The organism is Pseudomonas sp. NPDC089758, from assembly GCF_044748705.1.
Classification (GTDB): domain Bacteria; phylum Pseudomonadota; class Gammaproteobacteria; order Pseudomonadales; family Pseudomonadaceae; genus Aquipseudomonas; species Aquipseudomonas putida_X.
Map to the genome: position 1 here is coordinate 20,282 of NZ_JBIVGN010000001.1, position 22,711 is coordinate 42,992.

Annotated in this window: 21 protein-coding genes; 2 read left to right on the top strand and 19 right to left on the bottom strand. The window is 64.8% G+C overall.

The window, feature by feature from the left end; all coding sequences use genetic code 11:
- Positions 1 to 33: 33 nt before the first annotated feature.
- On the top strand, positions 34 to 756 hold the full coding sequence (locus ACIPZH_RS00115; protein ID WP_400634459.1) for a hypothetical protein: 723 nt from the start codon (positions 34 to 36) through the stop codon (positions 754 to 756).
- A gap of 89 nt (positions 757 to 845) precedes the next feature.
- Here the strand turns inward: ACIPZH_RS00115 and ACIPZH_RS00120 are convergent, their stop codons facing one another.
- The 19 genes from ACIPZH_RS00120 to mnxG all read right to left on the bottom strand — a co-directional run bounded on the left by ACIPZH_RS00120 (position 846) and on the right by mnxG (position 22,086).
- Positions 846 to 1,697 (bottom strand): CsgG/HfaB family protein, encoded by an 852-nt coding sequence (locus ACIPZH_RS00120; RefSeq protein WP_400634461.1) that lies wholly within the window; start codon positions 1,695 to 1,697, stop codon positions 846 to 848.
- Positions 1,698 to 1,730: 33 nt separating this feature from the next.
- Positions 1,731 to 2,144 (bottom strand): curli assembly protein CsgF, encoded by a 414-nt coding sequence (locus ACIPZH_RS00125; protein WP_400634463.1) that lies wholly within the window; start codon positions 2,142 to 2,144, stop codon positions 1,731 to 1,733.
- Complete coding sequence (csgE, locus tag ACIPZH_RS00130; protein WP_241805728.1) at positions 2,141 to 2,548, bottom strand: curli production assembly/transport protein CsgE; 408 nt, start codon at positions 2,546 to 2,548, stop codon at positions 2,141 to 2,143. Before csgE ends, ACIPZH_RS00125 begins: the two co-directional genes overlap by 4 nt.
- Entirely contained in the window at positions 2,545 to 3,072 is a 528-nt protein-coding gene (locus ACIPZH_RS00135; protein ID WP_400634465.1) for a type II secretion system protein, read from the bottom strand. Before ACIPZH_RS00135 ends, csgE begins: the two co-directional genes overlap by 4 nt.
- Positions 3,047 to 3,421 carry a type II secretion system protein gene (locus tag ACIPZH_RS00140; protein WP_241805730.1) on the bottom strand — a complete coding sequence of 125 codons (375 nt, stop codon included), beginning with the start codon at positions 3,419 to 3,421 and terminating at the stop codon, positions 3,047 to 3,049. Before ACIPZH_RS00140 ends, ACIPZH_RS00135 begins: the two co-directional genes overlap by 26 nt.
- 5 nt (positions 3,422 to 3,426) lie before the next feature.
- Positions 3,427 to 3,900, bottom strand: coding sequence for a type II secretion system protein (locus tag ACIPZH_RS00145; RefSeq protein ID WP_241805731.1), 474 nt, complete (start codon positions 3,898 to 3,900; stop codon positions 3,427 to 3,429).
- Positions 3,897 to 5,774, bottom strand: a complete 1,878-nt coding sequence (locus ACIPZH_RS00150) for a secretin N-terminal domain-containing protein (RefSeq protein WP_400634467.1) — start codon at positions 5,772 to 5,774, stop codon at positions 3,897 to 3,899. Before ACIPZH_RS00150 ends, ACIPZH_RS00145 begins: the two co-directional genes overlap by 4 nt.
- Positions 5,771 to 6,268 carry a hypothetical protein gene (locus tag ACIPZH_RS00155; RefSeq protein ID WP_400634469.1) on the bottom strand — a complete coding sequence of 166 codons (498 nt, stop codon included), beginning with the start codon at positions 6,266 to 6,268 and terminating at the stop codon, positions 5,771 to 5,773. The genes ACIPZH_RS00150 and ACIPZH_RS00155 overlap by 4 nt, the downstream gene beginning before the upstream one ends.
- Entirely contained in the window at positions 6,268 to 6,831 is a 564-nt protein-coding gene (gene pilO, locus ACIPZH_RS00160; protein ID WP_400634471.1) for a type 4a pilus biogenesis protein PilO, read from the bottom strand. The genes ACIPZH_RS00155 and pilO overlap by 1 nt, the downstream gene beginning before the upstream one ends.
- Positions 6,818 to 7,360 carry a PilN domain-containing protein gene (locus tag ACIPZH_RS00165; RefSeq protein ID WP_400624874.1) on the bottom strand — a complete coding sequence of 181 codons (543 nt, stop codon included), beginning with the start codon at positions 7,358 to 7,360 and terminating at the stop codon, positions 6,818 to 6,820. Before ACIPZH_RS00165 ends, pilO begins: the two co-directional genes overlap by 14 nt.
- Before the next feature lies 1 nt (position 7,361).
- Positions 7,362 to 8,156: a hypothetical protein gene (locus ACIPZH_RS00170; RefSeq protein ID WP_400634473.1), complete on the bottom strand. Its 795-nt coding sequence runs from the start codon at positions 8,154 to 8,156 to the stop codon at positions 7,362 to 7,364.
- The gene (locus tag ACIPZH_RS00175; protein ID WP_400634475.1) at positions 8,137 to 9,816 is read right to left on the bottom strand and encodes a GspE/PulE family protein; all 1,680 of its coding nucleotides are present in this window, start codon (positions 9,814 to 9,816) and stop codon (positions 8,137 to 8,139) included. The genes ACIPZH_RS00170 and ACIPZH_RS00175 overlap by 20 nt, the downstream gene beginning before the upstream one ends.
- 57 nt (positions 9,817 to 9,873) lie before the next feature.
- The gene (locus ACIPZH_RS00180; RefSeq protein WP_241805738.1) at positions 9,874 to 10,407 is read right to left on the bottom strand and encodes a response regulator; all 534 of its coding nucleotides are present in this window, start codon (positions 10,405 to 10,407) and stop codon (positions 9,874 to 9,876) included.
- A gap of 236 nt (positions 10,408 to 10,643) precedes the next feature.
- Positions 10,644 to 11,285 carry a SurA N-terminal domain-containing protein gene (locus ACIPZH_RS00185; RefSeq protein WP_241805739.1) on the bottom strand — a complete coding sequence of 214 codons (642 nt, stop codon included), beginning with the start codon at positions 11,283 to 11,285 and terminating at the stop codon, positions 10,644 to 10,646.
- Between the two features lie 12 nt (positions 11,286 to 11,297).
- Positions 11,298 to 12,824, bottom strand: a complete 1,527-nt coding sequence (locus ACIPZH_RS00190; protein WP_400634477.1) for an ABC transporter substrate-binding protein — start codon at positions 12,822 to 12,824, stop codon at positions 11,298 to 11,300.
- Between the two features lie 69 nt (positions 12,825 to 12,893).
- Positions 12,894 to 13,529 carry an SCO family protein gene (locus ACIPZH_RS00195; protein WP_277818191.1) on the bottom strand — a complete coding sequence of 212 codons (636 nt, stop codon included), beginning with the start codon at positions 13,527 to 13,529 and terminating at the stop codon, positions 12,894 to 12,896.
- A 26-nt stretch (positions 13,530 to 13,555) separates the two neighbouring features.
- A complete protein-coding gene (locus ACIPZH_RS00200; protein ID WP_241805742.1) occupies positions 13,556 to 14,209 on the bottom strand; it encodes an SCO family protein in 654 nt (217 codons plus the stop codon).
- The gene (locus tag ACIPZH_RS00205; protein WP_400634479.1) at positions 14,206 to 16,188 is read right to left on the bottom strand and encodes a cytochrome D1 domain-containing protein; all 1,983 of its coding nucleotides are present in this window, start codon (positions 16,186 to 16,188) and stop codon (positions 14,206 to 14,208) included. Before ACIPZH_RS00205 ends, ACIPZH_RS00200 begins: the two co-directional genes overlap by 4 nt.
- Before the next feature lie 18 nt (positions 16,189 to 16,206).
- Complete coding sequence (gene mnxG / locus ACIPZH_RS00210) at positions 16,207 to 22,086, bottom strand: manganese-oxidizing multicopper oxidase MnxG (protein WP_400634480.1); 5,880 nt, start codon at positions 22,084 to 22,086, stop codon at positions 16,207 to 16,209.
- 310 nt (positions 22,087 to 22,396) lie between these two features.
- Here mnxG and ACIPZH_RS00215 point away from each other — a divergent pair, with 310 nt between their 5' ends.
- The gene (locus tag ACIPZH_RS00215; protein ID WP_012314315.1) at positions 22,397 to 22,684 is read left to right on the top strand and encodes a hypothetical protein; all 288 of its coding nucleotides are present in this window, start codon (positions 22,397 to 22,399) and stop codon (positions 22,682 to 22,684) included.
- Positions 22,685 to 22,711: the final 27 nt, after the last annotated feature.

Below are 22,711 nucleotides of genomic sequence, written 5' to 3' on the forward strand. Positions count from 1 at the left end.
TCCCCGGGCGGCCTGGTTCAAGGGAGCGAACCCATGCGTGTGATGACAACCACCCTGCTACTGCTGACCCTCGTCGGGGCAACCCGCGTCATGGCGCTGGATCGCAATGAAGAGGCCTATGTCGATGCACCGCCCTCCACGTACCTGGTCTACTCCGTCACCTGGCAACCCACGTTCTGCATCATGCGGCCCTCGACAGCAGGGTGTGAACGGGCACCGCAACGCTTTCTCACCCACGGTATATGGCCCTACAGCGAAAGCATCGGCAAACTCACCAACCGTCACCCCCAATACTGCACCCAGTCCCCTGACTGCACCGACGGCGAGGCCTGTGCAATGAGCGCCGATGACATGAATGCAGTGCTTGCCAACAAAGCCCTGCGGGACATCGTTACCCGCGAGCCGATGGGCATGTTCGCGCATGAGTGGCGAAAACACGGTACCTGCTCAGGCAAGGGTATGCAGGCGTACTTTCAGGACTTCGTCGACTTGAGAAAAGTCGTGCGTTTTGACAATGAAGCCTTCAATGCGATGGTGGGGAACGCTACCGCGTTCTCGAAGATTCGCGACGCCTTCCCTGAGAACACGGCGTTCAGATGCTACCAGGATCCGCAGGGCAAACAGTACCTGCACGAGGTGTTCTACCTGGTCGACGACAACGGCACCCCATACACGGAAGAAAAAAACCTGCAGATCGGCGTTCAATGTAAAGCGAAGCAAACCTGGATCCCGGCGGGTGCCAAGCCTGCGTCCTGAAGCCAGGGGTCAGGTGGGCAAAGAAGCCAATCCCAAGGTACAGCGCGCTCGTGGCGCTGTACCTGTGAAGGTCGGGCCGGTGTGCATGGTCATTTCGCCTGCGACTGGCTCAGGTACTTGTCCACCTCAGCCTTGCCCTCCCCTGCATCCCCTGCCACCTGCCACAAGCGCCGCTCGATGCCTTGTGCCAGCAAATGCCCTACCGCCGACTCGATAGCTGACAGCACGCACAGCTGCGCCGGTTCGTTGGTGGTGTAGCCCACTTCTGCCTCGAGCAGTTTCTTGAACTCGATGAACTTGAACACCCCAGCGCTACGCCCCACCGAGTAGATGGTCTTGCTGGTCATCACGTTGGCCAGTACCTGCCCGGTGCGCACGTCCACCGCCCGCAGGTTGACCGTGACCTGATCGACCCGGTACTCGCGAGAGATATCGATGCCCAGGTAGCGCGCCCCTTCACCGCCGCTGCGCACATTGGTGTCATAAGCGATGATGCCGCCTTCGAGCATCAGATTGGCCGCTTGCAGCGGCGGCAGCTCAGTCTGGATGTTCTCCGGTACGTCGGCCTTTTTCTGCGAGGCGCGGATGATCTTGCGTTCGGTCAGCAGGTTCTGCAGGCCTTCACGCTCCAGCACCACGAACCAGCCACTGGCATTGAGGGCATCCATCAGCATGCTCGCCGCCCCTTGGGTGACGCTGGTGGAGAACGAGCTGGCCGGGGTCGGCTTGTATTGCCCCGTCTGGTCACGGAAGCCGTACACCACCGCCATCAGCCGGCCCTTGGGGCGTGGCATGTTGAGCAGGTCATAGTAGGTCGAAGCGCGCGGGGTCAGGGTCGGGCTCTCCGAGTCCTGTTCAGCCGACATCGGCTCGCGCAGGCTACAACCTTGGAGGCCTTGCAGGGCGGCGAGGATCAGCAAAATGCTCAGCAGACGTTTCATGGTGTTCTCTCCCCAGATAACAACCCTTCCCTCTCAGGGGTTCAGGCCGCTGACCTCAATGATCGAAATTTCTCCTGTGACGCGGTCAGTGACCTTGATGCTCAGGGCACCGGAGTCATCGATCACATCGATCAGGAAGGCATCGGTGGCCATGCTGCCGGTCTGGCCATTGCTGATGTTGTCCAGCAGCTGCGACAACATCCGCGACTCCAGCTGGTTGCTGAAGCGCTCCAGGGCCGAGGTGCCGCCAAAAGCGGAGGTGCGGTCCTTGAGGTCGGGGTCGTCATAGTCGTTCTGCGCCTGGGCGTTGTTCAGCAGCCAGGTGCCGTTGAGCGGGTTGCCGCCGAACGCCGGGTTGACCGGGGTATACACCAGTTCAGTGGCCTGGGCGGTAACGGCGCAGGCCACGAAACAAGCGGCGATGCAGTGGGGAATACGCATGTTCATAGCTCGTCCCTCTCCAGATCAGTGGTGTCCTGGAGCAGGCGTTGCAGCTTGCGCTGAATGACCTCCTGCTTGACCAGGTCGGCGGCCGCGACGGCCTCTTCTTTCAATTGGGTGACGTTGGGTGGCAGAAAGCGGCGGTACAGCACGTCGCGCTCGAACTCCACCGTGATCAGGCTGCCCCAGCGGGCATCCGGGCGTTCGCGCACCACCAGGTTGAAATCCAGGCGGCTGGTGGCGCGCAGGCGGTCGGCGAAGTAGTAGTAAAAGTCGTGCCCGATGTGCGAGATGGTGTTGTCGACGATGAAACCCTTCATCTCGTCTTCGGCATTGGCCCGCACCACATTGGGCACCCCGGCGGCCAACAGCAGGCCAAGGCTCAGGCAGAACACGTTCAGGCGTTTCATGGCGTGCCCCCCGGGCTGCTGTGGGTTTTTGCGTCAGTGGCGCTTTGGCTGAAGGCCTGCTCGGCGACGAACTGCCAGTCGCTGTAGCGCTCGAGGCCTTCGAAGCCCGACCACTGGGTGTCGAACCCACTGCGTTTGAACGCAGGGGCGTCGGAGCGGCTGTGCACACCCGTGATGCGCCCGTCGATCGAACGCAGCAGCCCCCATTCATCACTGCCGGTGACCGGGTCCGGGTACAGCCGGCGGATGTGCCGTTTCGGCTCGGGGAAGCGGTTGTCCTCCACCAGGTCGGCCAGCGCCTGCGGGTACTGCGCCAGGCCTGGCGAAGCGCGGTAGTAACTGCGCAGGGCCTGGGCATACTGGCCCCCCACCCACAGCAACTGGCGCTCCTTTTCGCGCTGCGCCGCGCTGGCCCACAGCGTGCCGCTGGACGCCAAGGCCACGCTGCTGGCTGCGATCAGCAGCAATACACCCAGGTAGGTGAAGCCTTCGCAGGCCTTACCATTCAGCGAAGTGGCTGCCATCACGCGCCCTCCCTGTTGCACCGCTCTTGATGTCGGCCACGCCACCGGCCACGCCTTCAGGCGGCGGCAGCAGTTGCCAGGCATCACCGCGTTCGGTGATCGGGTCGACCGGGGTGTTTCGCAGGTAGCGCTGCTCGACCAGTTGCTCCAGCGAGTCCGGGTAGCGACCGGTGTCACCGTAGTAGTGGTCCAACGCCTCGCGCAGTACCGCCAGGCTCTGGCGCAGGGCAGCTTCACGGGAGCTTTCCAGGCTGTTGAAGTAACGCGGCATGGCAATGGTCATCAGCGTGGCGATGATTGCCATCACCACCAGCAGTTCGATCAGCGTGAAACCTCGGCTGCGCTTCATGGCCGTCACCATTGCCCGTAGGGGATGTTGTTGAGGCCTTTGCCGCGGGCCTTGGAGTACACGTCGTAAACGTCTTCGCCTTCACGCGGGTCGTCCGGCCCGCTGTCATAGGCGCGCACGCCCCAGCCACCGCCGTCATCGTCTTTTGCCGCCACCAGCGGGTCGTGCGGGATGCGCCGCAGGAAGTAGAACTTGTTGCCCTTGGCGCTGCGCACATCGCGCACCCCGTCGACCAATACCTGCAGGTTTGGCGGGTAGCCACTGGCGTCCAGGCCTTTCTCGATGAAACCTGCGTCGAAGGCACGCTTGTAGGCATCGATGGCATCGCGGATCTGGTACAGCGCCTGACGCAATTGTTGCTCCTTGGTGCGGCGCACCACGGTTTCGGTCAGCGGTGCTGCCATGCTGGCGAGCAGCCCGAGCAATGCCAGGGTCAGCACCACCTCGATCAGGCTGAAGCCTTGCACGCGGCGTTTCATGGCCGTGGGCCCTTGCTGGCAGGCACCACCGCCATCTGGCTGTCGACAACCGGTGCATCGCCAGGCGCTTGGCCCGGCTCATCGGCCGGCAGCGCGCCGGCCGGCGACGGTTGGGCCAGCTGGCGCACCTGCATGCTCGATTCGGTACCGGTGGCGAACTCCATGTCCGAGGGGCTCTGGTAAGGCAGGTTGCGCACGATCCGCGGGGTGATCGCCAGTACCAGTTCGGACTTGCTCATGTCATCGCGGTTGCTGCCGAACAGCCGGCCCAGGCCAGGGATATCGCCCAGCCCGGGGATCTTGTTGCCGCTGGAGGTCTTGTCGTTGCGCACCAGCCCCGCCAGCACCTGGGTTTCGCCGTCGTGCAGGCGCAGGCTGGTCTGGGCATTGCGGGTGTCGACCTGGACCGGGATGGTGCCCTGGCGGGTAGGCTCCAGCGGGGTGGCGTTGCTGACCTCCAGCGCCACCTTGATCGCCACCTCGTTGTTCAGGTGCACGGTAGGCTGCACTTCTAGCTTCAGGCCGACATCCAGGTAGGTGACGCTTTCGGTTATCACCGGCCCTTGGGTGGAAGGGACCGAGGTGGCGCTGATGATCGGCACACGCTGGCCGATGTGGATGCGCGCCTGCTCGCGGTTGCTGACGCGGATCACCGGGCTGGCCAGCGTGTTGATGTCCTTGTCCTGGGCGTTGATCTTGGCCTGGGGCGCCGGCGAGATGCTGATACGCCCGGAGTTGATGCCGCGCAACTGGTCCAGCACGCTCACCGGGTTGCCCTCATCGCTGAGCACCCCGAAGGTATTGGGCCATTGCAGGCCAAGGTCGAGGATGCGCGAGCGGGCTACCTCCATCACCTCCACTTCCAGCACCACCTCAGGGTTGGACTGGTCCTGCGACTGCAGCAGTTTCTCGGCCATGCGCACGGCGTCGGGGGTGTCGCGCATGGTCAGGGTATTGAGGCGCTCGTCGACGAATACATCGCGGGTCTTGAGCATGGTCTTGACCATGTTCAGGGCGGTATTGGCATCGATGCTGGTCAGGTAGAAGGTGCGCATGACCAGTTCCTGGTAGTCCTTGGTCTTCTGCGGCGAGTCGGGGTAGACCAGCAAGGTGTTGTCGTTGACGATCTTCTGGCGCAGCTGGTTCTGCTCCAGCAACAGGGCGATGGCATCCTCGATGCGCACCTCGCGCACGAAAATGGTGGCCTTCATGTCCGGGCGCAGGTCCTTGTCGAAGATGAAGTTGATGCCGGCCACCTGGGACAGCACTTCGAAAATGATCTTCAGCTCGGCGTCACGAAACTCCAGGGTCACCGGGCGTTCCAGCTTGCTGCGCAGTTGCGGGAAGGGCTGCGCCGTACGCGCCTGGACGTTCTCGATATCGCTGCGCAGCATGATGCCCTTCTGGTTTTGCGGGTCCAGGCGCAGGACTTCACGCATGTAGCGCTCGGCGCCGAACAGGTCGCCCTGGCGCAGCGCAGCCTGGCCCAGCGCCACGCGGTCATCGAGGGTGCGCATCAGTTCCAGCTGGCGGATGCCCTCCTGGGCGCGGCGGTTGTTCGGTTCCAGGGTGAGCACGCGGCCGTAACCCAGGCGCGCACTCGCAAAATCGTGGCGCATGCGGTCGCTGTCGGCCTGGCTCAGCAGCGCCTCGACCGCTTGCTGGCGGCCTTGGGCCAAGGCAATGTTCAGTTCGGTGTCGCGCGGGTCGTCGCGCAGCGCCTCTTCCAGGCGAGCGATACCGGCCTCGTACTGGCCTTCTTTCATCAGCGCCTGGCTGTCCTTGCGTACCGCGCTCGACCCGCAGCCGGCAATGGCCACGCACAGCGCCAGCAGCATGAACGGAGCAGGCTTGCACAACTTCGATGGCTTCATGGTGCGCTCCCGACAGACAACGTCTGTGACTGGTGCAAAGGCAGGTAGACCAGGCCCAGCTCATTGGCCGAAACCCGATCGAGACGGTAGGTGTCGTCAATCACATCGCCCTGGCGCACGACGTAGAGTTTTTCGCCGCTGCGCAAGAAGATCTGCAGGTCGTCGCGATCACCCAGGCGGCCGACGAACTGGAACGGCAGCGCCGGCGCTGCTGGGGCAGCGGCGACCACCGCGGTGGCGACCACAGGTTTTTCGGTGACAGTGGTCACGGCCTTGGGTTTGCTCCACTGCTGGCGCGGGAACAGGTCACGGGTGGCCTGTTCTGGCTTGGTCGCTGGTACGCTCGCCCCCTCGGCAACCGTTTGTGTGGGCGCCTGCTTGCCAGCGTTCAGGGCCACCTCGCTGTCCTCGCCGAACCAGTGCCCCGGCGCCCAGGCCAAGGCACCGGCAAGCCCCAGAAACCCCACCCACACCACTGCACGCTGAGTGTTCATCACGACCTCGACAGGTAAAGGGTCATGCGCAAGCGGCCATTGAGCTCACTGTCGCCAATGCGCTTGCGCTGCAGCTCCATGTCTTCGAGCACCAGGGTCGGCAACTGGCCCAGCAGGCCGCGCACGAAACCGCGGATCTGCGGGTAGCTGCCGCGTACCGGCAGGACGATCTGGTAGCGCGCCAGCTGGGTCTTGGGGTCGATACCCAGGGCGTACTCACCACGGGCCAGGCTGATGCGTTCGGCGCTGGCCAGGCGGTACAGGCGCTCAATCAGTTCGCTGGCTTCAGGTTGCCCGGGCAGTCGCTGACGCAGGCTGTCCAGCGCCTGCTGCTCTGGCTTGACGGCGATTTTCAGCTCGCCGCGCCGCACCCGCTCGACCTGGGCGCTGGCATCGGCCTCGTTGGCGCGCAGCTCGCGCAGGGCCTGCCACTGCGGCAGCACCCCGGCCAGCGCCAGGGCGACTGCCAGCACGGCCACTGCGGCGCCGGCCAGGCCGACCGGGCCGATACGGCGCAGCTGCTCCTGCAGGATCAGGGGGCTTATCGAGTCAGGGGCGCGCATGGCCGGTCTCCCAGGTGGCAGTCAGGGTGAAGCGCACCGGGTGCTCGGGTTGGCCCGCCACCACCTCATGGTTGAGCAGCGAGACATCGCTGAGCTCGGTGCTCTGCTCCAGGCGGTGGTGGTATTGCAGCATCGCTTCCAGGTTACGGGCCTCGGCGGCAATGCGGACCTGGCCCTTGCGGGCATCAGGGGTCAGGCTGAGCAGGGCCACGTCCTCCTGGGGTTGCGCTTCAAGCATGGCGAACAGTTGCTGCCAGGGCCGTTGCAGTTGCTGGGAAACGCTACGCATCTGCGCCAGGCGTTCGGCCTGCTCGCGGCTGGCGGCGCTGCTCTGCGGGGCGGCCGTGGCCGAGCGTCGGCCCAGTTGCAGCTCCAGGCTGTGCAGCCGGGCCTCAAGGTGGACCTGCTCGGCTTGCAGGTGCTGTTGCAGCAGCACCAGCACGGCCACCACGGCGCCGCCCAGGGCCAGCAGTGACCAGGCCAGCGGGCTGCTGCGCCGGGGCTGAAATTCCAGGTCGAGGCGGCGCATGTCAGGCCACCGCCCGCCACATGGCGCACAGCGGGTCGGTTTCGCTGGCCGGCTGGCACAGCTGCACCGCCGCCAGTTGCGGCACGTCGCCCCGCCCAGGGGCATGCAGATAGACCTGCGGCATGTGCTCGCCATACAGCTCGCACGTCCGCTCGATCAGCGCCTGCAGGGCTTGGTCGCTGTCGGCGCAGCCTTGGGTCAGCACCTGCTGCCAGGCACCACCGGCGGCCAGCAGCAGCACGCTGCGCCGTGGCTCGGCGAGGACAAACAGGAAATCCCCTGCCTGCAATTGCGCTGAGCAGCGGTTGTAGGCAGCCATCAGGTACGGCTGCACCGAACGCAGGCGCAAGCGGTTGTCCTGGGCCAGTGCCTGCAGGCCCTGCAGCAATGCCTCGGGCAACGCCGTGGCGATACGCGCGGCACCGGCTGGCTCTGGCGAGAGGACGATGCGCCAGCCGTCTAGCGGCTGGGCGTAGAGGTTCTCGAAGCAGGCTTGGGCGTAGGCCTGCAGCTCGCGTGGATGGCTGATGGCAGCGCTCCATGGCACCAGGCAGAAGCGGCTGTAACGCGCCGACAGCAACACCTGGCATTGGCCTGCGCGCACGCCATGCTCGCCCAGCAGCGCAGCCAGGGCCGGCAGCGCCGCTGCCCAGGCCGGTTCGCCGGCGTCACTGGTGAAGGCGCGGCTGCCCAGCCACTGGTGCTGGTTGCCGTGCCAGCGGCCCACACCGACGCCTTCGGCGCCGAGCACGATGCAATAACGGGTAGAGGCATGATCACGCAATGAATGTGACACGGTTGATCTCCTCAAGCGTGGTACGGCCCTCGCGGACCAGGTCCAGGGCGGATGCGCGCAGCAGCCGCAGGCCGCGCTGGCAGGCCAGCGCCTTGATCTGCGCCAGTGGGCGACGTTCGACGATCATCTGCCGCAGGTCATCGTCCAGGTGCAGCAGTTCGGCGATGGCACTGCGGCCGCGGTAGCCACTGCCGCGGCACTGGCCACAGCCCGGGGCACGGACGAACGTCCAGCCCTGCACGGCGTCACGGGTAAGGCCAGAGGCGGCCAGGCTTTCGTCATCGGCCTCGCACGGCGTGCTGCAATGCGGGCAGGCCAGGCGGATCAGGCGTTGGGCCAGCACGGCGTTGAGGGCGGAGACGAAGCTGTAGGGGTCGACCTGCATCTGGCTGAAGCGGCCGATCACATCGAAGACGTTGTTGGCGTGGATGGTGGTGAACACCAGGTGGCCGGTGAGTGCCGACTGCACGGCGATCTGCGCGGTGTCGGGGTCGCGTATTTCGCCGACCAGGATCTTGTCCGGGTCGTGGCGCAGGATCGAACGCAGGCCACGGGCGAACGTCAGGCCTTTCTTCTCGTTGACCGGGATCTGCAGCACGCCGGGCAGTTGGTACTCGACCGGGTCTTCGATGGTGATGATCTTGTCCACCCCGTGGTTGATCTCGCTGATCATGGCGTACAGGGTGGTGGTCTTGCCGCTGCCGGTGGGGCCGGTGACCAGGATCATCCCGTAGGGCTCAGCGGCCAGGCGGCGCAGGGCGCGCAGGGTTTCATCGGCAAACCCCAGGGCCTGCAGTTGCACGCCGCTGACCCGGTCGGACAAATCCTGCTTGTCGAGCACCCGCAGCACGGCGTCTTCACCGAAGATGCTGGGCATGATCGACACGCGGAAGTCGATCTGGCGTTCGCCTACGGCAACCTTGAAGCGGCCATCCTGTGGCACGCGCTTCTCACCGATATCCAGCTCGGCCATGACCTTGATGCGCGAAATCACCTGGTCGGCGAAGGCGCTGCCACTGGCCTTGCCGGCCGCATTGAGCACGCCGTCGATGCGGTATTTGATGGTCAGGCCCTGGCCGGTCATGCCCAGGTGGATATCGCTGGCATGCTGCTTGAGGGCGTCGTAAAGGGTCGAGTTGACCAGCTTGACCACCTTGCTCTGGTCTTCGCTGATGCTGGTCAGCGACAGCCGTTGCAGCGGGTCGCTTTCGCTGCTGGCTTCGGCATCGTGATCCAGGGCATCGACGGCGTGAAAGCTTTCTTCGTGGCGGGCCAGGAACGTGGCCAGGTCGGCGGCGTGGGCCAGGTACAATGGCGCCCCTTGCAGCACATCGTCGATCCAGGCCAGGCGGGCGTGGTCGAAGGGGTCGGCGAACACACCCAGCAGTTCACCGCCCTGCTCTATCAGCACGAACTCGCGCTTCAGGCATTGGGCCAGGCTGATCTTGTCGAACCGGGGGCTGCTGGCCAACAGGCGCTGGCTGTCCAGCACCGGGTAATGCAATGTGCTGCCCAGGCGGCGGATGAAGGTATCGGGGGTGTCGCAGGCGAGGCGCTCGAGGCAGTTGAGCAAGCGCTCGTCGCCAGCTTGCAAGCGGGCCTGGGCCAGCAGATCGCGGGGGTATCCCGAGATTGGCAGAGGTTGTACTGCATCGGACATGGCCTGCGACTCCGCTCAGGGGGCGCGTCGCAGGCTCGGTGAGGGCTGCGGGCGCCGCTATTCCCCGGTGAGCAGTTGGTCGTCGTCGGGTCCAGGGGGCTTGGCGCCATTACGGCGGCGGTCGGCCAGTACCCAGCTACCATCGTACAACTGCAAGGGGAACGATTCGTTCCTGTTCTGGCGTCGTTCGACGAACCCTTCTGCCGGGTTGTCCGTGGCCCTGCGCCGGCGCTCGATGCCCATCAGGTCGAAGATCGGGCGCGCCAGTTCCGAGAGCGGGAACGGCTTGAACAGGACATGGGTCACGCCAAGTTCGGCGGCTCGCTCACGGACCTCGGCGGTCGGGTGGGCGGTGATGAGCACGAAGTGGCACTGCCTGTTCTTGCGCACGGTCTGCAGGACCTGAAAACCCTCCATATCGGGCAAGCGGTAATCCAACACAATCACATCCGGTGCCAGGCGTTCAGCCAGGCCGATACCACTGGCACCGTCGTGGGCAACATGGACTTCCAGGCCTTGCGCCTGCAGGTACGCTTGCAGGTTTTGCGCAAGGGTCTGTTCGTCATCGACTACCAATACTCTGTTCACCAAGGTCGACTCCCAAGAACTGCCCGGTTCCCCGGTCTGCGAAGTGCGGCCTTGGGAAGGCTTGAGCAGGCTTCGTGCCAGGCATGAATAGTCATGTTGCACCACGTCAAGTTGTTGATTTTCAAAGCACCTTTGCCAGCCCTACGAACAGGCCGAGGCCCGTGCCCCACATCCGGGGCAGCTGATGGCACTTTGCCAAGCCGTTATTCCCCAGCTTTGGGGAAACGCCATCGCAGGCTTCAGTCAGCGATTTCCACTTTAGCGGATTCGCGCAAACGTTGGCGCGCCGCTTGCCGTGCTTGCGCCTGCAATTGGCTGATGAGCGAAGCCCTGGCCAGCACCAGGCCCTGTTCGCGTATGACCGAAGAATTATCACTTTGGTTCTGCGCTCCTTGCAGCCTCTGTTGGTTGGCCTGATAAAACGCTTCCACCTCGGCCTGGGTGGGTTCGGCTACCGCGCTGAGCTGGGCATACACCTGTTGCGCTGCCAGCTCCCGGTGCAGGTAGTCAGCGTATGCTGCGCGGTCGAACCCTGCATCTGCAAGCCGTCGTTCAAACAGCGCCGGGTCACCGAATGCTGCTTCCACTTCACCTAGCTGCGCCGACACCTGCTCATCGCTGATGGCGATGCCGCGGCGCTGGGCTTCTTGCCAAAGCAATTCCTTGTCGATCAGTTCATCCAGCGCCTGGCTACGCAGACGTTTGTACAGCGTGGGGTTACGGATGCTGGTCACAGCCCGCCCCTGTGCCTGCAGATATTCACTGAAATAGCGCTCCAGGCGCATCAGCCCGATGTCCACACCATTGACCCGCGCCGCCGGGCTATCGGCCCAGCCCGCCTTGGCGATCAGCAGCAACAGGCACAGCATCACGATACGCATGGCAACCTCCATTCATGGGCTGACCGGTACAGGCCCATAGGGAGCGACAGCGGTAAAGCGCGGCCCAGGCAGCGCCACCGCCACCACATGGGCACCTGCCAGGCCCTGGCGCTGGCCTGGCCCGAAACCCAGCGGCGGGGTCAGGCCGGTATCGACGTCATGCAAGCCCTCCAGCGCCGCGACCAGGCGTTCGCGGCTGGCATCACGGCCGATCTGCTTGAGGGCTTCGCCAAGCAGGCGCAGTGCGCACAGGGTGTTCACCTGCAACGAGGCCTGGCGTGGGTCCAGGCCTTGGCGCTGCTGCAGGCCGGCCAAGGTCGCCATCCCTTGTTCGGTCCAGTCGCTTGGCACGAACGGATAGGCCAGGAACACCCGCTGCGACCACTGGAGCGGCAGCGAGGCGACGGCGCCGGCCACCTGGCTGGAGGTGGCGAACAGGTAGGGGTTACGGCCTGCCGCTTGCAACGCCGCAGCCAGCTCGGCAAAGGCCTGGGCGCGGCCGACGAACATAACGCCCTGCCCCTGCACCGCCTGGCCACTGAAGGCCTCGATCGGCCCCGGCGCCCACCCCTGCTGCTGCAGGCGCCCGCGCACCTGTTCGGCCAGCATTGCCTGGTCATCGCTGGCGTACACGACGCGCAAGCCATCTGGCGCCAGGCCCAGGGTTTCGCGGGCATGCACGGCCAGGCTCAGCAACTGCGTGGCAATGCCTGGCAAGGGGTCGAAGATGTGCGCGTTGCCGCCGCTACGCGGTGCACTGCCAACCAAGGGTACGCCGTGTTGTTCGAGCAGCAGGGCCAGGCGCGCATCGAGCATCGGTGCCAACGGGCTGATCAGCGCAAATACCCGCTGCTGCTCGAGCAACTGGTGCAGCGCATGCTCGGCACTTGCCGCGTCGCTGCCGGGGTCGACCACCACCAGCGCCAAGCGCCGGCCATGCACGCCGCCCTGTTGATTGAGTTGGGCCACCCCGTCTTCGAGCACCGCGCGCACCACGTGCCCGGCCTCGGCCAACGGCCCGCTGGCGGGCAACAGGGTCCCCAGGCGTAGCACCCCTTCTTCCACGCCGGGGTCGCGCTCGTCAGCCAGGCGCTTGAGGTAGGCGGTTAGGTTGCGCTGGTCAGCCAGGGTGAGCTCGAAGCGAGGCATGGCCGGGTCCAGGCGGTTGCCGGCGGGGTCCAGACCGTGCTGGATGGCGCGGGCCAGGCTGTTATCGGTGTAGGCCGGGTAGCTGCGGCCGTTGCTTTGGCGTGCACCTTGGCCCAGGGCCAGGCGCTGCCAGTCGAGGCTGGGCGGGCGCACTCCGCCTTCGGCGCGGCCACGGCCGTCATTGCCGTGGCAGCTGGCACAGGGCAATACGCTAGCGGGGACGCTGATGTCGCTGGCACCTACCCGGGCCATCAACTGTGCATCGCTGCTGGATACGCCTTCACGGTACAGGCGTTTACCGGCTTGCTCGTGGGCGGTGAGGTCCAGGGCAAGCGCCTGAACGCAGCAGGTCAGGCCTAGCGCCAAGCAAAGTGATCTCGCTGTGTTCATTCTGGCCTCATCGCCGGCAAGCCGGCTCCCACTTTGTTCTGCGCCGCTGCGCACAGGCTGTCAGTACATTCAGCGTCCGGCCAACGGCTGGGCCAGCAGCTTCATGCGCTGGGCGATCGCCGCTGGCGGTGCATCGGGGCGGATCTTGCTCCAGCGCTTGCCCGCCACGTCACCGGCTATCAGCTGGGTCGAGTGCTGCTCGGGGCTGGGCAGGAACTGGCCGATACGCCCCAGCACCACGTCGACGCTGGCTTTGTCGCCGGTCAGGAACAGCCAGTTGGCGCTGTCCACCCCTTGTTTTTCAGCAAAGGCCTTGAGCGCAGCTGGGGTGTCGTTGAGCGGGTCGCTGCTGATGGACACGAAGGTCACCTGGCTGGCCAGCTCAGGGCCCATGGCCTCGCGCACCTCACGCAGTTTGCGGGTGATCAGCGGGCAGGCATCGGTGCAGTGGGTAAAGATGACGTTGAGCATCACCACCTTGTCTTTGAGCACATCGCTGTAGAAGCGCAACGCGCGGCCGTTCTGGTCCTGGAGCACGGTGTCGGTGAACCAGGTCTGCGCGTCGCGGGTGCCTTCGCCACTGGCCATCGCCGGTGGCGAAGGCTGAGGGCTGGGCGCGCTCGGTGCGTGGCCTTCATGGGCCAGGGCCACCGACGCGAAGATCCACAGGCAACCGGCCAGGGCCAGCCAGTCGAAGCTGCGCATGCCGACACGACAGGACGCTTGGCTGCTCACGGTTGCACCTCCTGGTGTTCGGCGATGGCCGTGCTCTTGGCATGCACCCGACGGGCGCTGAGGCGGTTGATTTCGTCGATCAGCACGGCCGGGTCGGTGAAGCCGTAATAACGCGTCCAGTGCCCGCTGTGCCCGTCACCCACCAGAATCAGCGGCGGGTGCTGGCTGAGGTCGGCACTGAAGCTGCCCAGGCCTTTGAGGGTCTCGGTGATGGCATAGGGCGAGCCGGTCAGCCAGCTCCAGCCTGGGCCATGCTGGAAGGCCTTGGCGTAACTCTGCAAGCGTTTGGAGTCGTCACGTTGTGGGTCCACGCTGATCGACACCAGGCGCACTTCCTCGCCTACCCGCCCCCCCAGTTGCTGCTGAACCTTGCCCATGATCGAAGACACCACCGGGCACACCGTGGTGCAACTGGTGTAAATGAAGCCCATCACCACCAGATGATCGCCGACCAGGTCCTTTTCCAGGCGCACCGGCATGCCATCCTGGTCAAGCAGTGAAACATCGGCGAAACGCACGCTGGCTTTCTCCTGATGTGCCGCTGGCGGCTGCGCATGCCCACTGTGGTCATGGCCCGCGTGGGCCAGGGCGAGTTGGCTGGCCATGGCCATGGAAAGTACGAGCAGCTTGCAAGAATGTCTGGCGTTCATTGCACATTCCTCACTTCAGTCTGGGAGGCGGTAGACGCTGCGGCCGGCAGGACACGCAGGCTGGTGTAGTTCTCTTCGGCAAACTTGTGCCCCAGCGATGGCGACTGCACATGCAGGTACCACGCGCCGGCTTCAGGCAGCATCAGTGCAGCCTGGTAAACCCCCTCGCCCACCTCTTCCAGGCGCAGATTGCGCGGCATCGATGACGGCGCCAGGAAGTAGCGCAGGGTCAGGTCGTCCAGGCCCACCCGCGGGCGGCCGTCGTCACCGAAGATGCGCACTTTGGCGGTGATGGCGCGGTGCTGCGCCATGGGCTGGTCGAGGCCGATGAACTCGGCATGCGCGCCCTTGCGCTTGGCCGCATCCGGCACGGCGGCCACGTCGGTGCTGAAACAGTGGATGATCTGCGGCTGGTTGAGCAGGAACGCCACGTCGAACTTGCCCGACGCCGGCATCTTCACCGTCGAGCCATACACCCCCGGGGCCAATTCGCGCAGGCTGCGGTCGATGACGATGGCGGCGCGGGCCTGGTGGCCGCGGTTGTTGTAACCCGACATCGGTGCATTCATGCCTTCGGTATAGAAGTACGTGGTGTTGTCCACCGGGTTGACCACGAACACCGAATTGTCATCGCGTGACACCGACAACCCCTGGGCCAGCGGCAGGTCGCCGGCCTGGCGCGGCGCGGCGGGGCCGGCATCGAAACCCTGGACGATCGGCTGACGGCCTTCGCCCAGGCTGCTCAGGTTGATCATGCTGACCTTCGAAGACGCCAGGCCGCGCACGTAGGCATAAGCTTTGGTGAACGTCAGTTGGTACGGCTCGGCGGCCACCGGGATGCGGTGGATCAACCTGTCGGTACTGGCATCGATCACCAGGGCCTGGTTTTCCAAGGTGTTGAGGACGATGCCGTAACGGCCATCGCTGCTGAAGCGCATCGGCCCCAGGCCTTGCTCGGCCTGGACGGTATGGCGTAACTGATGGCTGCGGGCATCGTACACCCGCACCGTGCCCTCTGAACCATCGCTGACGTACACCGCCTGCGACAGCGCCGAGTAGGCCACAGCCAATGGATGCGGGCCGACTTCCAGGGTGTTCACCAAGCGCATCTCGGGGATGTCGATAATGCTCAGGGTGCCGCCGTCGCGGTTGCTGACGAAGGCGTAGCGCGAATCGGCGCTGAAGGCGATTTCGTGGTGCCCGGAGCCGGTGGCGAAGCTTTTCAGCATGCTGCGGCTGTGCACATCGATCACCGTCACCCCGCCCTTGGCCGGGTCATCACTGTTGTTGCCGACCCACAACCGGCGCTGGTCCGGCTGCAGGGCTACACGCAGCGGCATCTCGCCAGCCTCCAGGTTGGCCACACGGGTAAAGGTTTCGGTGTCGATCACCGCGACCTCGCCGCGCTCAGGTATCGACACGAATACCTGCTTGTCATCGGCGGTAGCTACCCAGTCCATGGGCCGCCCCGGCAGTTCGATGCGTGCCAGGGTGCTGGTGACACCGCCCACCGAGACGGTCGGGTCGATCACCGTCAGGCTGGCATCCTTGTTCAGCACCAGCAGGAAGTAACTGTTCAGGTCCAGCAGCGGCCTGGCACCGATGCTGCTCTTGAGAAACAGCGCCACCCGGGCCTTGCAGCTCTGGTCACGGCTGCTTTCCTGCGGTGCCGCTTGTGCCGGGTCGATCCACGCCCCTGGCGCCATCCCCGACAGCGGTTGGCCGCTGTTCTGGTCGGTGACCTTGAAGCGGATATTGGCGAAGGCGCCTTCGCGCAACTCGCTCCCGGCCAGCGGCCGGGCCTCGAACTCCACGGTCACCCCATCCCGGCTGAGCCGGTGCAGCGCCTGCGGGTCGGCAGGCTCCTGCAGCAGCTCGCGCGGGTCGCACCAAAGCTCCTCGTAGGCCACGCCCAGGCCGATCAACGCCGCGCCCAGCAATACCCCCAGCACGGCGGGGCGGGTTTTCTTGTTATGCATGTTCGTACGCCCCTTTTCTTATTGTGCCGGCGCCGTTGCCGGCGGTGCGTCGTCGGTAACCCGCAGAATCCCCCACAGCCCCGATGTATTGCCGTAGGCGGCGTAGTCACGGAACAGGTAGTCGCCCGGTACGGCGTTAGCGCCCCCGGCGCTGGGCAACATGAAGCTGAAGTGCGCGGCGGGCAGCACGCTCTCCTGGGCACCGATGTACATCGACATCGGGTTGTAGCCAAAGCGTACCGAGCCGATACCAGGCTGCTTCATTGGGTAGCCATCGAGGTCATTTTTCTCGGCCTGGAAGGCATGCAGCGGCCACAGGTGCCCATCGAGCTGGTAGGTGATGCCACGGCTGCCGCCACTGGGCATCACCACATGGCTGCGCACCGGTTGGCCGGGTTTGGCGTACAGCACCGGGGTTTGCGGGTCGCTACCCACCAGGGCATTGCTGTAGGCCATGTGCGCGTTGGGTACATCGCCGAAGCCAAAGCCATCGGCACGGCCGAACGGAGCGTCCGGTGCCAGGCCGAAGCGCAACCACAGCGGCTCGGTCTTGTAGTTGATGGCCATGTTGCCGTTGTCTTTCGGGTCACCCGGCACACCGTTGCCTTCGGTGGCGATACCCTCTACCGGGCGGCCGTCGGCCCAACGCATGTTCAGCGCCCGCTGCCAGACGGTGACGAAGTCACGGTAGTCTGGCTGGCCACTGACCTTGACCGTGGCTTGCGCCCGGCTGGCCGCGTCCTCGGTAAAGGTAGCGGTCTGCGGCAGGATGCTCATGGCACCGACCAGGCCTTTCTGCGGTTGCTTGATGACATCCGCCGGGGTCAGGTTGAGAGCGCCGAACTCGATTGCCGTGGTGCGGATGTTGTCCACCGTGCGGCCCAGTTGCAGCACCGGCTTGCCTTCGCGCTCCAGGTGCCCGGCATAGTACTGGTACACCCTGGTCGGGTAGGCACCGCTGTTACCGCTGCGCGGCGGTACGGTCTGCACCGGGTTGAGGCCGACGTTGACGCCATCTGACTTGGTGATGTCATAAGCCAGCAGTTGGGCGTGCAGGCCGACGTGGCTGGAGGGCCGCATCAGGTTGTTGTTGAAGGCGGTGGAGCCCTCGCTGTCGTTGCGGTCGCGCTTGACCACGTTCTGCATCACTGCCGTGCTGGGCAGGTCCGGCATCACCAGCGGCAGGCGGTTCTCCAGGGTGATGCTGATGCAGTCCCCGGCATTGGCGCGCAACACCAGAGGCTCGACCGGCACCCCAGCCTTGAGCTTGCCGGTGCTGGTATCCAGGTCGGCCTTGCGCACGTACAGCACGGCGGTCGGGTCGTGCAGGGGCGCGCTGTGGCCACCCACGGTGAAGGTAGTGCCATCCTCCTCGTCGGTCACCGTCACCTGCGGGATGCTGGTGGTACGGCTGTTGAATACCAGGGTGCCGCCATCGGCCTTCAGCGGGCCGCCGACGTGCTGGCCGATACCGGCCGGGTCGCTGATGCTCACACCATGGCGGTTTTGAAGGATATCGTTGGCCAGCGCGGCGACCACTTCGTAGTTGCGCTTGACCGTTGGCCGGCTGCCGACGCCGCTGGGGTTGGCCGTGGTTCTCGGGCAGATACCATCGAAGTTGACGGTGTTGCGCATGGCCACCGGTTGTGGGTTGTTCGGCAGCGCGAACAGGTCGGCCCGCTGCGCGGTGTAGTTGCGCATGACGCCCCAGATGCCGTTCCAGTAGCCTTCCAGCGCCGCGTCCAGCGAATACAGGTAGTCACCATTGGTGGCTGCCGAGCTGGAGATCATCGATACCGGCGCCAGGAAGCCCAGTTGCTCGGAAATGCCGATCATCTGCGATGACTTCCATCCCGAGTTGGAGCTACTGCCGTAGCCGGTGCCGTTCTGCAGCCATTTGACGCCGTGCATCGTGACGTTGTGCTCCTCCTCATAGCCGCCAGCGTGCATACGCAACCGCACGTTGTCGCCAGAGTAGGTGCGCAGCATCGGGGTGAACGGGTCGCCTGGCTCGCTGCCTGCTGTATTGATGTGCGGTGGGAACAAGGTAGTGCCACCCGTGGGGCCAACCGCCGAGTTGATCGCCGAGGGGGCCAGGTTCATGGCCGGGATGGCTCGGTCGGTACGGCTCTGCAGGGCATACCCCAGGTCGCCCCCGAGGCCGTCGGCCTGCATGCCGCGTTTGCCATCCGGCGCCACCTTGTTCGGGTCGAAGACGCGCAGGGCCAACGGCTCGTTGCGGTAGTTGACGACGAACATGCCCGGGTCATCCACCGAGATCGCCTGTGGGCATGGCCGGGTCGGGCAACCCGGGTTGAGGCCACCGCGTGATTCGACGATCGACTCCAGCAGGTTCGAGGCTTTCTGCCGCACGGGCGGGTTGATGGCGTAGCGGAAGCTGTCGGCCGAGGCTGGGTAGGCCTGGGCGTTGGGCACGCCATCGGGGCCGGCGCCCACATACACGCCTGCTTCATAGGCATGCTGGAAGTCGCTGTACTCGAGGAAGAACTCGCGGTAGCTGTCGTTCTTGCCATCGCCGTCATTGTCGCCGGTATTGATCACCGCCTGCCACGAGGTCGGGCCACCGTCCTGGCGCAGTGCCGGGTTGTACAGCTGCTCGCCGGTTTCGGCGTGGTGCCAGGTAGAGCCGGCAGGCTCGGCCAGCACAGTGGCGTACAGGCCCAACTGCTGGTGGGTCGATGGGCCGAAGTGGTCATGGGTGAAGATGGTGCCCAGGCCCCGGTCCACGTTGTGCACGTTGACCAGCGGGTCGGCGAACCAGCGCTGCATGGCCGTGCGCGCGCCCACCCAGTCGGCCCGGCCAAAGCGGCCGAAGTACGGGTGCGGCTTGGCCGTCGGGCAGGCTGCAGTGCCGTCGCGGCTGTCGCCCTCGGAACAGCCATTGAACGCACGGATGGCATGCACGCGCTCCACCACGCTGCCGGGCGAGAGGACACCGTCTTCGTAGTTCCAGCCGTTGGCCGAACCGTCGGCTGAGGTCAGGTCCCACTTGGGCAGGTGGATGTGCTGGCCGATCACATCGGTCGGTGTACGCACCTGGTAGTCGTCCATTTCATAGAACGCCGGGATCAGGTTGGTCTGCTGGTACATGGTGCAGTCGAAGGTGTTCATGCGCATCACCAGCGGCTCTGGCGGGCGCTGCTTGGTGATCACCGGCCAGGCGTCTTCCCACAGCGCAAGGATGCGCGTCTGCGGGAAGTGATAGCCGACCTTGTTGAACACCGCGTCGAACTGGATATTGGCCGCCTTGTAGATGCGAGGACGGTCGGCAGTGAACGTGGAGGCACCCCGGAAGCTGATGCTGCTCAGGGTTTCGCCGCTGTTGTATTCGCCCGTGGACGAGGCTTGGGTCAGACGTTTGCCGCGGTCATCCATGCAGGGTTCAAAGAAGGGGGCGCCGGCGGTTGGCAGAGCACCATTGGTGCGAAATGCCTTGGCCACCGGCTGGCTGCCAGGGATCAGGGCAAAGCTTGGGTGCTCGCCCTTGGCGTGGAACTGCATGGCGGCCTGCTCGACCTCGGTGCCCTCCTCGGGCAGGTAGATCGGTTTGGCCTTTTCTACCACCTTGGAGAAATCGAGCTTGGTGGTGGTGGTCACGGCTTCGCCCCCAGCGGAGACGCCATCGAGCGCATGTCGGCCCAGGCCGCCGTCCCATCCGTCGACCTGGTTGCCGTCGAGGTTGGCCCACAGCGCTGCGCCGCTGTCCTTGAGCTGGCGAGCCATGGCCGGGTCGAGCATGTCCAGCGGCGGGGTCGGCGGACGCTGGCCAACGCTGCTTTCCATACCGCCGATCCAGAAGGGGTAGCCTGGGTTTTTCAGGGTGCCATCAGCGTTGCGGTTGGTTTCACTGCGGTCGACCAGTGCCAGCGAGCCTATAGCCTTGGCCGCGCCCGGCGCACTGCTGTGATCGTCATCGCCATGCTCTGGGTCTTCGTGATCGTCGTCACCTTCGGCGACCAGCTCTTGCGCCAGCTTCGGCACGACCACCACCTTGCCCGGCATCGGCGCCATGGCTTTGCCTGGCAGTGGCACGATCGCCGGTATCGGCGTACCCGCGATGATTTCGCCGTCAGGCAGCGCACGTGCGCCGGCCGCCGGCTTGCCGCTGCGCAGGGCGAACGGCGTGTCATGGAAGCCATCCTGCCCCTGCCCGCTGACTTCTAGGCGGGTCCCCTCCTCGAACACATCGTGCACCCGCCACATGGCCCACATGCCTTGGGCGAAGTGCGGATAGAAGTGGCAATGGTAGATGGCATCGCCCGCCACACGGTTACGGTTGCCCGAGCCGCCGTTGGCTATCTCATAGGTGTACCCCACACCTGGGCCTATGCCCTGGGCATCGATGTAGTCGGAATTGTCGTCATTGGGGTTGAACAGCCACTGGTGGCCGTGCAGGTGGAAAATGTGCTGCTCATGGCCGTTGTGGGTGTTGCGGAACTTGGTGAAGTCGCCAATGTAGCTGTGGTGCACGTTGGACGGCTCGGATGGGTACAGCGCCATGCTGGCCTTGACGCCAGTGGCGCTGGCCGGTGGGGTATCGCCTGGGCGAATGTGTTCAAGGCCGACGTTGGCTGGCACGTCCACCAGGGTGCCGATATCACCCACAGTGTGGGCGCTGAGGAAGAACTCCTCGAAGGCGCAGGACAGGCAATCGTGCATCGGCCCGACACCCAAGCGGTTGGCAACGACTTCAGCACCCATGCCGCCCGAGCCGTAGTTGATCATGAAGGCGTCGCGCGCAGGCTCCAGCACGTGGCCCATGACAGGGTCAGCCCAGTAGGCGGGGAAGGCCTGGGTGGAGGCCACTTCATCGGCAAACTGCGAGGCGAAGTCGCGAAACGCTTCCAGCCGGTTGGGCAAGGCCGGGTTGCGCTTGTTGATGCTTTCCAGGGGGTAGGTGGAACGTGGGAAGCTACCGTCCGGGTTGGGCCCCATGACGATGGCATCGGTTTCACTGCTGAGGATTTCGTTGCCGTCGACCATGGCGATGATCGGCTTGCCCGCCTTGCCTTCGGCGATCCACGGCTCAACCTGAGGGTAGCGGGCCTCATAGTCGACCACGGGCTGGCCGGTGGCGGCACGGCCAGTACTGGCCAGGCGCATTTCCTCTTCGCTCAGGGTGTTGCGGTAGGTGCGCCCACCTTTGGGCACCACGACCACTTGGCCAAACAGGCCATTGGCTACGTTGCCAGCGTTACCCTGGCCGCCGAAGGTAGCGCCCTGGCTGGTGGCGGCGAAAGCACCTTCGCGTTCGGCATAAAGGGTGTAACTGCGGGTGGCGCCTGGGGCGATCAGGAAGTTGCCGTTGCGGCCGGTGTTGGCGGCAATGTCGCCGATGCTGTTGACCGCCTGCAGGCCATTGACCTGAAAGCCGACGTGGCGATCCGTGACCTGCTCGTCGACAACGAAGTTGTCGCCGCCCTCATTTTCCACCTCTGCGGCTTCTTCGCCTTCCTCGCCTTCTTCTTCCTCGACACCTTCGACCTCGTTTTCATCATGGTCGATACCGTGTTTATTGGGATTGGCCTGGTAAGCCAACAGGTTGGTCAGGTTGACCGTCAGGCAATCACCCGCGGCCACCCGCAGCACTATGGGGCGCGGGCGTTTGTCCGGGCGCAGGGTTACCTTGCCCGGCACTGCGGCGCCCCCCTTGCTCAGCGGTACCTGGTGCTCGTCCACCACATCCTGGCGCAGGGCGAACATCATGCCGTTGGCGTTTTGCGCACCAAGGCGGTTGAACATCAGCGGCTGGTCCAGGGCAATCACGTTGGCCACCAAGGTACGCTGGCATTGCACAGCCGCTTCGCTGGTTGCTGTAACGCTCAGCAGGGCCAATACAAGTGATGTGAGGACGGGGCCTTTATTGGGGGTCGACATGCTGCACCTCCGGGACACAGAAACTGTGCAAGAGGGTCAGCAAGGTGTATGCCAGAAGAAAATTTTCTTTTAGATCAACGCCTTGGATTGGCAATTGAACCAGATTGGGGAGGATTCCCCGCTGCGATCCCCACATCAGGGGATGGTATTGGTTGTCATTGCGGGGGTGGCTCACCAGGCCATGGGTATTCACTGATAGCTGGGGGGCCGGCGTGAATGTCCTGTCAACAACCTTAGAAAATAATTGAACGTCCGCGCTCACCCGCTTTCAAGATGATGATTGAGACCAACTCCCTGGAGCCCCGCAACGATGAAGATGCCCGGCCGCGCCCCGAACGCCAATGTGCAACTCGATTATGTGCGCGACACGCTGTTTGGCCCGGTCGCCCTGAGCGTTGAATGCCAGTGCCAGCTCGCCGCGCTTAATTTACAGGGCCGCCCTGCCCTGCGCTTGCACATCTGCCCGCCGCTTCCGGACAAAGTCGAGCGCGCGCACAGTGTGGCTTTCGTGTGGGATGGCCGCAGTTACCACGGCGTCGTTCGTGACAAGGGCAAATGCGGCGATGGCGGGCTTAATCTGCTGGTTGAATTGCAATGAAGCGGCGGTCAACCAACTTGAACTGGC